Genomic DNA, 11,698 nt, shown 5'->3' on the forward strand with positions numbered 1-11,698 from the left:
AATTCGCAATTGAATTCAGCTATTTAAGAGATTGAAACCAAGTAAGTTGCTCAGCAACACCTTCTTCAAGCGATACTGTCGGATTGTAATTTAGAAGTCTTCTTGCTTTGTCAATATTGGCTTTGGTTCGTTGTTGATCTCCTGAACGCGGTGGCAAATGTTCAAATTCAATGGTAGTGTTTACTAATTTCTCTACAGCATCAACACCTTGTTGTGTAGTATATTCTGCTTCAGTCCCAATATTGAAAATTTCTCCATTACAAATAGATTCCTTTCCAATAACGCTTACAATTCCTTTTACAATATCACTCACATGAGTAAAACTTCGTAAATGAGATAAACTTCCTTCAAATAATGGAAATTTTTTACCATTCAATCCGCAATCTAATAATTTGGTAAACAGCTTGTCTGGTCGCTCCCGTGAACCATATACCGAATACAATCGTAAAGAACACGATTTCAACTGATTAAGCCTAGAACTACATAAAACCAATTGCTCTGCTGCCAATTTGGTTACCCCATAATGTGAAGCAGGTTTTGGCGCTACTGTTTCGGGAAAAGTGGCATTGAGTCCGTAAATAGACGAAGTTCCAATATTTACAAACATCCGAAGTGAATTTTGAGCTAAAGCATAAGAGAGCAAATGCTGTGTTGCAATTACATTATTAGTTAAGTAATCATGAAAAGTAGAAGTTGCCGCAATACCAGGTTGTGCTGCAAAGTGAAATATATATTCAACATCATTTGGCAACTCATACGTAGCAGAACTTTCGCGTAAATCAGCCTTTATAATTTGAATTCCTTTAGTAGTTAGTACTTTTGCATTTTCCGTTTTTAAAGCTATTGGATAATAATCTGAGAAGTTATCTATTCCGACTACTTCGTGTCCTAATTCATGTAAATGTTCTGCAACATGCGAACCGATAAATCCGGCGATTCCTGTGATAAGTATCTTCATTAATAGCTTGGGTAATGTATTTGATGCATAAAAGTATAAATAATTTATGGAATGCCTTGTTTATTTTTTTAATCATCAGTAGTTTTATGGAAGATAGTGAAAGATTTATTACAGGTCTTATAACTGGAAATGAAAAAGTTACACTAGAAATTTACACCAAATTATTTCCTAAAGTGCAAGCGTATGTATTAAAAAACAGAGGCGATTCTCAAGATGCTTCGGATGTTTTTCACGACGGATTACTGTATATTATTGTGACACAAAAAGAAAAAAGAACGGAAATTAAATCGTTTGAAGCGTATCTTTTTGTGGTTTGCAAAAATATCTGGAAAAGAAGTTTAAAAAATCAGGTAATAAAAAACGATTCAATTACCCTTACAGATAAAGAAGAAGAATTAAGTACGTTTATACTTGAACAACAAATGCACGATTTTTATATAAAAAAATTCGACGAACTTTCTGAAAATTGCAAAGAAATTTTAAGTAGTTATTTTAACGGATTGAGTTATGAAGAATTGGCTGCAGAATACGCCTATGCCTCGATAAATACGGTACGACAGCGCGTATTTAAGTGTCGAGCAAAACTAATTAAATTAATTAAAGAAGATCAAACATATCAAAAAATAAAGCAATGGCTTCAAAACTAACCGAAAAACTTTTAGAAGATCTAGAACGCTATTTAAAAGGCAAAATGACTGGTATCGAACGCCAACAATTTGAAGAAAATTTAGCTTCTGATGAAGAATTACGAAATGAATTGCGCTTACAAATAGGATTATATGAAACATTTGATAATTCGGAAGATTATTCGCTATTTAAAGACAATTTGAACCGTTCTGAAATCAATGTATTGAAAGCTAAATTGCGTAGTAAAGAATATCAAGATTTATCTATAAATATCCGAAAAGCAGAAAAAGTATATTTTAATCAAAAAACGAAAGTAAAACCTATTCAAAAGTATTATCGTTACTTTGGCATTGCCGGAATGATTATATTATTTGTGACAATCTATTTTTTTCAAAGTGTTAATTCATATGCTACGTATTATAATCAATATGTAAACTGGGAAGAATTGCCTTCTTTTATAGAAAAAAGTCAGCCAAAAAATACTTTCTCTAATGCAGAAATAGCTTTTAAACGAGGTAATTATACAGAAGCGGTGGCACTTTTTAGCACAATTGAAGCCACTGATGAACTGTATCCGTATAGTGTATTGTATTTAGGTGCGTGTTATGATAAACTAGATGAAAACAAAAAAGCAATCGCTACATTTCAACAATTGGCAAACTTGGAAAATTCTCTGATTAGTTCTCAAGGGACTTGGTACGAAGCCATGATATATCTCAAAATGAACGACAAAGAAAATGCCATCAAAGCGCTACAAAAAAACACGGATAACCCTGACGATTTCAACTATCAAAAAGCTAAAATATTAGTACGTAAACTAGATTAGCAAAGAGGTTTAAAGTACAGTTTTATCTAACTTTACTGCTTTCGTTTTTTAAAATTTCAAACACAAATATTTAAAACTTTACCTGCAAGGTTGCATAAAAGTTCCGGTTGTTGGACGGAATGATTCCGGGACCTGGATATCCTGTAGCACGACGCGTAAAATATTCATTATCCAACACATTATTAATTCCAGTTTCAAGTTTGAAATTTTTATACGTATATGACAGCGAAATATCTAAAATATCGTAGGCTGGAATTTCCCCAATTACACCACTCAAGTTACTTTCTACCGCATTGGACGCATCTGTAAATTGTTGTGAGATATATGTATACTGAATGTTTGATAGTAAGTTTTTATACCCAAATAGCAACCCTGTTTTTAAATTCACATTGGGTACAAATTCTACCTTGTTCCCTTCTACGCCATTTTCTTGCGAATCAGTATACTTTGAATCGGTCAAAGCAACATTGATAAAATAATTAAAGCTATATTCTTCATTTTTGAGAAACAATTCGTTCAGGTTGAAATCTACCAAAGACTCAATTCCATACATGACTGCGTTTCCAATATTGCCACGTTCGCTCTTCACACTTCCATCGGCAAATGCACGTTGAATAAAACCAATTCGGTCATTGTAAAACAATCCAAAAGCACCAATATCATACGAGATTTTATTGTTGTAATTTCCACGCAAACCTAAGTCAATTGTCATTCCTTTTTCGTCGTCAATGGTTGGGCTAATTGCAAACGCAGGATTGATAATACTAATATCTGTAAACGTTACCGAACGATAGTTTTGTGATACATTTCCATAGATTTCTATTGATTTTGTCGGTTTGTAACTCGCTCCTAACCCGAGAAGCACAAAAGAACGTTCACGCACTTCACTATTGTCTACTGTTTCATTCAATATTACGTTTCCGGCTGCATCTGTATTGATTCGTTTAAAAAACCCATCACTTTCAGTTTTAATGTGTTCAAAACGAAAACCTGGTGTAATTGATAATTTATCATTTACATAAAAAATATTCTCTCCAAAAACTGCAATATTCAAATTTGGATAATCGTAAGCCGATTGATTTGGGTAATTGGGATAATCGTCTAATTGGAATTCAAAATTAGGATCACTTCCCGCAGAACCTGGACCTTGTTGTCCCGTATTGTCTGCCTTATAGAATTTTGACCCGACTAAGAATGTCGCTTCTTTTCCAAAAACTTCATATTTACTTACAAGACGAGTTTCAAATCCAAAATTATTAAAATCTCCTTTAATCAAATCACGTTCAACACCTGGATCAACTTGATTCACACGATTGCTACGGAATCCAAGAGCATTTCTAGAGGCATTTAGTCCAAAAAAGTTAAATGTAAAGTTGGTGTCATCCGAAAATTGATGTGCAAATTTCACGTTATACAACAACCAATCAATTTGAAACCAATTGCGTTCACGATTGCTTTGAAAAGGATTGTCTGCAAACATAGCATCAGTCAATCCGCCTCCTTGTTTTGCTAGATAACGCAAATAGGTTACTTCTGCTTCTACTTTGGTTTGATCACTTAATTGATATCCTAAATGAACATACGCATTTTTAGATTCAAATTCGGAGTTAGGACGAAATCCATCTCCTTTTTTGTAATTAAAAAATGAATAGTAACTAAATTTTCCACTTGTTCCACTAACACTCGTAAAATTTGTAAACAAGTTATTGCTACCAATGGTATTTCTAGTAATGAATTCGAAAGGTTTGGCTTGATTTGGTTTTTTCATCACAAAATTGACCAGTCCGCCAAATTGTGTTCCGTATTGCAAAGATGCTGCACCACGGATAATTTGAATTTCTTGTAATCCTTCTGCTGGTGGCGAATAATAACTTTCTGGATATCCCAACACATCTGCACTGATATCATAACCATTTTGACGTGTATTAAAATTTGCTGTTCTATTAGGATCTAATCCTCTACCGCCTATATTTAATTGCAAACCAGCATCATCATTTTGATATATATTCAATCCAACTACTTGACTATAAATTTGTCGCGCATTGTTTGACGCCAAATTTGCCATTGACTGCTCTACTAAAACAACTTCTGTTTTTTTTCCTGCATAGATGGCAGTTTCTTCCACATCTTTTAAACGTTTGAGAGCAAATACTTTCTTTTTACGTACATTCAATTGCACTTCAGAGAGTTGTTCTCCTAGCGGATTTAATGTTACGTTAAGCAGCATGTCTTGTGCAACTGTGAGTTGTTTTTCAAAAACTTCAAATTCATAAGAAAAGAAAATTACTGTCAACTTTTTTTCTTCTGTCACAAATTCGTAATAACCCGATTCATTTGTTGCTGCTAATTTTCCAGAACCTGCATCATAAATTGCTACATCTGCAATTGGTTGATTTGTTGTAGCAGAAATTACTGTTCCAGAAATTTTTTGTTGTGCAGCAAGGGAAATACTGAACAAACAAAGTATACTAAGTATGCTAAAATCCTTTAATTTCATCGTTAAATGGTAAAATCCAATGTTTATGTTTGAATGATTCTTTTTGTTGATATAAATCGACGTTTTTATCGATAAATGGCTGACTCAAACGTCCGTTTAGTGCCACGTAACTTTCTACATATACTCCTACATTTTCATGTCCTTGACTCGTAAAATGATTTCCCAAATAATGTGCATATTCGAGAATAAAATCGGGTTGAAAGCTCATTTGCTTTTCTTGTAACGGTGTGAGAAAGTCTCCATTATTTACATAGAAAAAAGCACCAGTCTTTTTGTCTATAATTTTAAATGTTGTATTCCCCATTTTTTCCATTAGCATAACACGCCATGAGAAACGATAGCCTTGTTCGGTCCAGAATAATTCACCAGGATATAACAAATATCTAAACGGAAATAGGAGTTGAATGGTAAAAAACGTAACCACTAATGGAATTATAAAATTAGTATAGGCAATTTTATAAGTAGAAATTGTATCAATAACTGTTGTATTGATGTTTAAAAAACGATGTAAAATCGTTTTAATAAAAGCGATTACTTTTTCGTGAAAACCAGCATCAAAAAAGATCAATGTTCCAACAATCATTACAAAAGGAAACATTCCAATAGGAAATAATACACGTGTGAAAACATGAAAAAATACGACGAGTGCAAAGGCAAATAATCGTGTTTTTCTATAAAGTAATAAAAACGGAATGCACAAATCATATAACATTCCTGACCAACTCATGGCGTAATGAAACCAATCTTGTTGCATTAAAGTATTTCCTATAAACGGTAGATCATATTTAGAAGGCAGCCAAATTTTTAATGGTTGCGCTTTGAATAACCAATCAGAGTTTATTTTTGCCAAACCTGCGTAAAAATAGACAATTCCTAAAAGGAGCTTAATTGCATCAATCGTCCAACGTGGAATGTGTTGATAGCGTTTTTTTCGTATCAAATTATCAACTGAAAACGTTGCATTTGCTGGAAGAAAAATCATCAAGAAACTCAAAATACTGATAAAATAGTAATGATTGAGATAGGTTGTTTTTTCCATCAGTTCGATATATGTAAAACTGAGAAAAAATGTGACGATTGCTAAGCGATATTTTAATCCTAGCGCAACAAATAATGCAGACAACCCACATATAGCAAAAATTAGATAGGTATACTCCCCGATAGGTTGTACCCATTCAAAGCCATAATATGAAAAATGGAATTTTGGATCTAAATAAATGCTTTCTATCCAACCATGTACCCAAAAACGAATGATTCCATAACACATCATTACTCCAAAACCAACACGAAAAACAGCCAAAGGAGCTGCATTGGTTTGTTGTTGAATATATGTTAGGAAACGATTCATGCAATACATAAAAAAAGGTTGTCAACATACGACAACCTGTATTTTTTATTGTTTCAAATTTTTAGTCACCATCTGCATCTACATAATCAACACTTATGTTGAACGCTTGTAGCATGTCTACTTTTAACAGAATAACCCCCGCTTGTAACGCATCGTATGCTTGTGTCATTTTCGTGTTATCTGTATTGACCTGAGTATAAAAATTGGCGTTTAATTCTTGAATTTTTCCCCGAGCTGTGTTGAACTGGTTATTAATCATTGTAGCCAATTCTACTCTGTCCAAAAATGTTAAGTATGTTTTAAAGCTTTCTCCAGTGGCACTTCCTCCAAATTGTGTTCCATTGAAAACATTTTGTACAGCATTTAATGCTTCTATAGCTAACTCTTTAGATACTTCTTGATTGTAAAATGCTTCTACTTTTTCTGGCAATGGTGTTGTAGAAAAGTTTCCTGCTGGAATTCCAATTTTGTTTGCTCGCAATCCTTTTTCATAATAGAAAATAAAGTCATTTACGAATTTATTAGCTGCGCTAGTCGCAGTGTTTGAAGTTCCTGCCACAAAAATATCTCTATACACAGTAGTCCAATCGCTTACAACTTCTTGTGTAAGCAATTTCATTTGGTCTATAAGGTCAGATAAGTAGTTTTTATATTTACTCGCATCTGCATTAGTATCATATTTTTCAATAATATCGACATCTGTAGCTGCGATTCCGTATAACATATAATCTAATGCAGGAAAACCTACTGCATCATTATTATTAGGATGTGTAAGATCGTAGTTTCCATTAGCAATATTGTTTTCAACATCTGTTGTACTTACAGGATAGATATTCATCTGAAAGTGATATAGAATTTCTTCTGCTTTTCCAATATTGAACATTTCTACATGTTGCCATGCCTTGTATGCTGTTAACCAATCTGACCGTAATGCATCAAGATTTGTTTGATTAGGTGTTGCAACAAAATTGTCTTTAGAAGTTCCCAATGCATTTAATTTTGTGCTGAGATCTTGATAAGCAGGAATTATAAGATTGTCTGCTAAGTTTCGAAGCATGCCTGCTCTGTCAAAAGACTCACCGCCATTAGGTGTTGTAGGTGTATCATCACTAGAACTACAAGCTACAATAAATAAAGTCAATACTAATACTGAAAAAATTTTCTTCATCATCTTCTTATTTCTATTTATTCTAAATAAACGTTGCAAAAATAAAAAAGTAGTCAATGCCATCCTAATACATTGACTACTTTTTTAAACTAATTCTAAATAATTTTTTCTAGTTTGAAGCTTGTGCAATTGTAAAGTTAAATTCTACAGCTATTGCTTCAGAAATTTCGTCTAATGTGGCCGGTGTAACATCCCAAAATCCATTTCCTTCCATTAATTGTGCAATGAATCCGTCAACCTCAGTTTTGGTAAAGTAAGGTTCATTAGTACCTGGTTTACGTGTGAATTGTAAGCTATAAATAAATCCAAATCCTTCTGAAAGATCATGAAATGCAGCAGCTCTATCAGTAGTCAATACAGCTTTTCCTCTTTGCAAATAGTATACCGCACGAATTCCTATAACTTCAGATATTTTTTCCCTGATGATGTTGGCTTGCGCGTCACGAACTTCATAATTTTTAGCTACGATCGCTGCACGACCCAATTTGAATGCTTCGTAAACGTCAGAAGCAATTCCAGCAAAATCTGCATCATTTTCAACTCTTGATAAGTATTTATTCAAAAAATTATCTTCATTTAATAATGGAGCCGTTGCATTGTCTGTTCCGTACAAATATCCAAATGCTTCGTCCCATTTGTGCTCCATATTTGTGTATGGTTTGCCCTCTGCAAGTATTCCTGCATCATTATCAGCTCTATTTGTACCAGCATCTAATACAGAAATACTTAAATAGTTGTTTAACATTTGGTCAACCATTAAAGCTCCAATTAGAGATTTATTGACCGCTTGATTGTATTCCAATCCTTTTCCACTAATATAACGTGTAGATCCACCACCAGCTTCTTGTAAATTTCCAGGATTACCTGCTGTTGCTGTTGTTGCCCAAGCTGGAAACACTTCAGAAACTTGAGCCGAAATCCAAGTATCAAAGTCAGCTTTGATTGCATTGGCATCGGTAGTATTCGCCGAAAAATAGTCAGTTGAAGCTGCTGTTTTACTGCGAATATTTTTGTCAGAAGCATTCAAGTTGGCAGCGCTAAAATCGTTATCCCCTTCTACATGCGCAAACATTCCATCAAGGTCAGCTTCTGTTTTTGTATTGTCTTTTAAAGCCGTAATGAATTCTTCGCCCATTAGGATTCGAGTTGTTTGTCCATTGTAATCTACAGTAGAATTTCCATTTCTACTAAACGCATATGTAGCAGGAGCCGTTACTTCATTAATGTTAATAATTCTAGTGTCATCGTCTGAACAAGCTGTGAAAGCTATACTTGAAACCGCTAGTAAACCTACGAATATCTTTTTCATTTTTTGATAGTTTGTTTTTTGTATTGTTATTTAACGGTGCAAATATATTATTGGATTCTGAAATTACAAATTTTATTTAGACTTAATCTTAATTAAAATGATAAAAAAATATCCAATGAATTAATTTTCAACGTTTTAAATAGTAACATCTTTATTTATAGTTAATTTGAAAAGATAATTGATTGAAAATCAATTTATGAAGCAGCATTATTCTTGTATCTCTTACACATACAATCATTCATCAATCAAAATGATGTAACAATGAAAAAAGCTATAGAAACCGCTCAAAAATTGACCCGATATTATAGTAACATCATAAAAAAATCCCTGTAACGCAATTGGTTACAGGGATTTTTTATTTATATCTTTTTTTGAATAAATCTATGATTCACCCATTGCGGCCATCAATTTAGCAGATAATCTTTTGTAGGTTCCATCTTCTAAACGAGAACGAATGGCTGAAAAGGCTTCCAAAGTTTCTTCAACATCTTGTAAGGTATGTGATGCGGTTGGAATCATTCTTAATAGAATTAATCCTTTTGGAATTACAGGGTATACTACGATTGAACAAAAGATTCCATGATTTTCACGTAAATCTTTTACCAAAGCCATTGCTTCTGGGATACTTCCTTTTAAGTATACAGGTGTAACACAACTTTGGGTTGTACCTATATCAAATCCGCGTTCTTTAAGTCCGCTTTGTAAAGCGTTTACAATCTTCCAAAGGTTTTGTTTTAATTCTGGCATGGTGCGCAACATATCCAAACGCTTTAGAGCACCAACCACCAATTGCATTTGTAATGATTTGGCAAACATTTGTGAACGCAAGTTGTATTTTAAGTAGTCAATAATTTCTTTGTCTGCCGCGATGAATGCTCCTGTACTAGCCATTGATTTGGCGAATGTAGCAAAATACACATCAATCTCATCTTGCACTCCTTGTTCTTGTCCTGCTCCTGCTCCTGTTTCTCCTAATGTTCCAAAACCGTGTGCATCATCTACAAATAAGCGGAAATTGAATTTTTTCTTAAGGGCTACTATTTCTTTCAGCTTTCCTTGTTCTCCACGCATACCAAAAACACCTTCGGAGATTACTAAAATTCCACCTCCAGTTTGCTCTGCCATTTTAGTGGCTCTTTCAAGATTTTTTTCTAAACTTTCAATGTCATTGTGTTTAAACGTAAAACGTTTTCCCATGTGTAAACGCACACCATCAATAATACATGCGTGTGAATCTACATCATATACAATAATATCATCTTTAGAAACTAATGCATCCACTGTAGAAACCATTCCTTGATACCCGAAATTTAATAAGTAGGAAGCTTCTTTTCCTACGAATGCAGCCAATTCATTTTGCAATTGTTCGTGTAAATCAGTGTGTCCAGACATCATTCGTGCTCCCATAGGGTAAGCAGAACCATATTGTGCTGCTGCTTCTGCATCAACTTTACGAACTTCAGGATGATTGGCTAAGCCTAGATAGTCATTGATACTCCACGTAATGACATCTTTTCCTTGAAACTTCATACGGTTTGAAATTTCGCCTTCTAATTTTGGAAAAACAAAATATCCTTCTGCTTGTGATGCCCATTTTCCTAGTGGTCCTTTATCCTTGTATATTTTAGCAAATAAATCCTTCATCTATCTAAGTTTATCTATTGTATCAATTCGGGTTTTTGTAATATAGGAAGTTTTTTTAGAAAACTTCAACCGCAAAAATAAATATTTTTACGAGCCAATCATAATAATTATTCTTTTATGTTGTTTTACCAATTTTTTTAAGAATTTGTTGCGGTATTTTTTATGTATTATAAAAAAAGCAGCATACTTATTAGTATACTGCTTTTTAGCATGTTATATTAAAATTGTTTATTTAATATATTCTATTTTTTGAGCTTCTTCAATATTTTTACTATCAAAAAATCCTTGTGCACTCATCCATTCATCACTGTATACTTTGCTCATATATCGTGAACCATGATCTGGGAAAATCACAATAACATTGCTGTTTTCATCAAATTCTCCTTCTTCGGCTAATTGTTCGATGGCTTGCATTGCAGCTCCGCTAGTATATCCAACAAAAAGACCTTCTGTTTTAGATATTTCACGAGCTTTATGGGCGCTTTCTTCGTCTTTAACTTTTACAAATTTATCGATAACGTCAAAGTCAGTTGCCGTAGGAATTAGGTTTTTTCCTAAACCTTCAATTCGGTACGGGTAAATTTCTTCAGCATCAAACTCTCTAGTTTCGTGATATTTTTTCAAGACGGAACCATATGCATCAACTCCTAATACTCGAATGTTAGGATTTTGTTCTTTTAAATATTTTGCGGTTCCTGAAATAGTTCCTCCTGTTCCACTACAAGCTACAAAGTGGGTAATTGCTCCATTTGTTTGTTTCCAAATTTCTGGTCCCGTACTGTTGTAATGTGCATCAATATTCAGTTCATTGAAATACTGATTGATATACACAGATCCTTTAGTTTCTTCATGAATTCGTTTGGCTACTTGATAGTATGATCGTGGATCATCGGCGCTAACATGTGCTGGACATACATATACTTTTGCTCCCATTGAACGCAACATATCAATTTTATCTTTGGAAGATTTAGAACTTACTGCTAATATACATTCGTATCCTTTAATGATACTTACCATTGCAATACTAAAGCCTGTGTTTCCAGAAGTAGTTTCTATTATTGTATCACCAGGTTTGATGATTCCTTTTTTTTCTGCTTCTTCAATGATATATAAAGCGATTCTATCTTTTGTTGAATGTCCTGGATTGAATGCCTCAACTTTTGCATAGAAATTTCCTTTGATATTTTTAGTTATATGATTTAACTTGATTAAAGGTGTATTTCCGATAAGTTCGAGTACATTATCAAAAGCATTAATTTGTTGTTCCATAAAAACTATTAAGTTGGTACAGGGTTATTTTTTGTAAGTTTTGAAATTACGC

General features: G+C 33.5%; 9 protein-coding genes. 2 read left to right on the forward strand and 7 right to left on the reverse strand.

Annotation, left to right across the window (positions count from 1 at the left end; translation table 11 throughout):
• Positions 1-19 precede the first annotated feature (19 nt).
• Positions 20-958: an NAD-dependent epimerase/dehydratase family protein gene (locus tag AA088_RS10180; RefSeq protein ID WP_046744871.1), complete on the reverse strand. Its 939-nt coding sequence runs from the start codon at positions 956-958 to the stop codon at positions 20-22.
• Between the two features lie 23 nt (positions 959-981).
• Between AA088_RS10180 and AA088_RS10185 the strand changes: the two genes are divergently transcribed.
• Together AA088_RS10185 and AA088_RS10190 are read left to right on the forward strand one after the other, a co-directional pair.
• On the forward strand, positions 982-1,605 hold the full coding sequence (locus tag AA088_RS10185) for an RNA polymerase sigma factor (RefSeq protein ID WP_162199683.1): 624 nt from the start codon (positions 982-984) through the stop codon (positions 1,603-1,605).
• On the forward strand, positions 1,590-2,411 hold the full coding sequence (locus AA088_RS10190) for a tetratricopeptide repeat protein (RefSeq protein WP_046744873.1): 822 nt from the start codon (positions 1,590-1,592) through the stop codon (positions 2,409-2,411). Before AA088_RS10185 ends, AA088_RS10190 begins: the two co-directional genes overlap by 16 nt.
• 70 nt (positions 2,412-2,481) lie before the next feature.
• Here the strand turns inward: AA088_RS10190 and AA088_RS10195 are convergent, their stop codons facing one another.
• The 6 genes from AA088_RS10195 to AA088_RS10220 all read right to left on the reverse strand — a co-directional run bounded on the left by AA088_RS10195 (position 2,482) and on the right by AA088_RS10220 (position 11,646).
• Positions 2,482-4,908, reverse strand: a complete 2,427-nt coding sequence (locus AA088_RS10195) for a TonB-dependent receptor domain-containing protein (RefSeq protein WP_082106683.1) — start codon at positions 4,906-4,908, stop codon at positions 2,482-2,484.
• Entirely contained in the window at positions 4,889-6,256 is a 1,368-nt protein-coding gene (locus tag AA088_RS10200) for an HTTM domain-containing protein (protein WP_046744874.1), read from the reverse strand. The genes AA088_RS10195 and AA088_RS10200 overlap by 20 nt, the downstream gene beginning before the upstream one ends.
• Before the next feature lie 61 nt (positions 6,257-6,317).
• Positions 6,318-7,427: an imelysin family protein gene (locus AA088_RS10205; protein ID WP_046744875.1), complete on the reverse strand. Its 1,110-nt coding sequence runs from the start codon at positions 7,425-7,427 to the stop codon at positions 6,318-6,320.
• 106 nt (positions 7,428-7,533) lie between these two features.
• Positions 7,534-8,733, reverse strand: a complete 1,200-nt coding sequence (locus AA088_RS10210; protein ID WP_046744876.1) for a DUF4856 domain-containing protein — start codon at positions 8,731-8,733, stop codon at positions 7,534-7,536.
• 381 nt (positions 8,734-9,114) lie between these two features.
• Positions 9,115-10,377 (reverse strand): aminotransferase class I/II-fold pyridoxal phosphate-dependent enzyme, encoded by a 1,263-nt coding sequence (locus AA088_RS10215; protein WP_046744877.1) that lies wholly within the window; start codon positions 10,375-10,377, stop codon positions 9,115-9,117.
• A gap of 228 nt (positions 10,378-10,605) precedes the next feature.
• Positions 10,606-11,646 carry a PLP-dependent cysteine synthase family protein gene (locus AA088_RS10220; RefSeq protein WP_046744878.1) on the reverse strand — a complete coding sequence of 347 codons (1,041 nt, stop codon included), beginning with the start codon at positions 11,644-11,646 and terminating at the stop codon, positions 10,606-10,608.
• Positions 11,647-11,698 lie beyond the last annotated feature (52 nt).

Source organism: Kordia zhangzhouensis (assembly GCF_001005305.1).
In the GTDB taxonomy this organism is placed as follows: domain Bacteria; phylum Bacteroidota; class Bacteroidia; order Flavobacteriales; family Flavobacteriaceae; genus Kordia; species Kordia zhangzhouensis.

What these genes read in the sequence shown, in the direction of transcription:
- AA088_RS10180 (WP_046744871.1), bottom strand. Translation starts at nt 958, where the DNA reads ATGAAGATACTTATCACAGGAATCGCCGGATTTATCGGTTCGCATGTT.
- AA088_RS10185 (WP_162199683.1), top strand. Translation starts at nt 982, where the DNA reads ATGCATAAAAGTATAAATAATTTATGGAATGCCTTGTTTATTTTTTTA.
- AA088_RS10190 (WP_046744873.1), top strand. Translation starts at nt 1,590, where the DNA reads ATGGCTTCAAAACTAACCGAAAAACTTTTAGAAGATCTAGAACGCTAT.
- AA088_RS10195 (WP_082106683.1), bottom strand. Translation starts at nt 4,908, where the DNA reads ATGAAATTAAAGGATTTTAGCATACTTAGTATACTTTGTTTGTTCAGT.
- AA088_RS10200 (WP_046744874.1), bottom strand. Translation starts at nt 6,256, where the DNA reads ATGAATCGTTTCCTAACATATATTCAACAACAAACCAATGCAGCTCCT.
- AA088_RS10205 (WP_046744875.1), bottom strand. Translation starts at nt 7,427, where the DNA reads ATGATGAAGAAAATTTTTTCAGTATTAGTATTGACTTTATTTATTGTA.
- AA088_RS10210 (WP_046744876.1), bottom strand. Translation starts at nt 8,733, where the DNA reads ATGAAAAAGATATTCGTAGGTTTACTAGCGGTTTCAAGTATAGCTTTC.
- AA088_RS10215 (WP_046744877.1), bottom strand. Translation starts at nt 10,377, where the DNA reads ATGAAGGATTTATTTGCTAAAATATACAAGGATAAAGGACCACTAGGA.
- AA088_RS10220 (WP_046744878.1), bottom strand. Translation starts at nt 11,646, where the DNA reads ATGGAACAACAAATTAATGCTTTTGATAATGTACTCGAACTTATCGGA.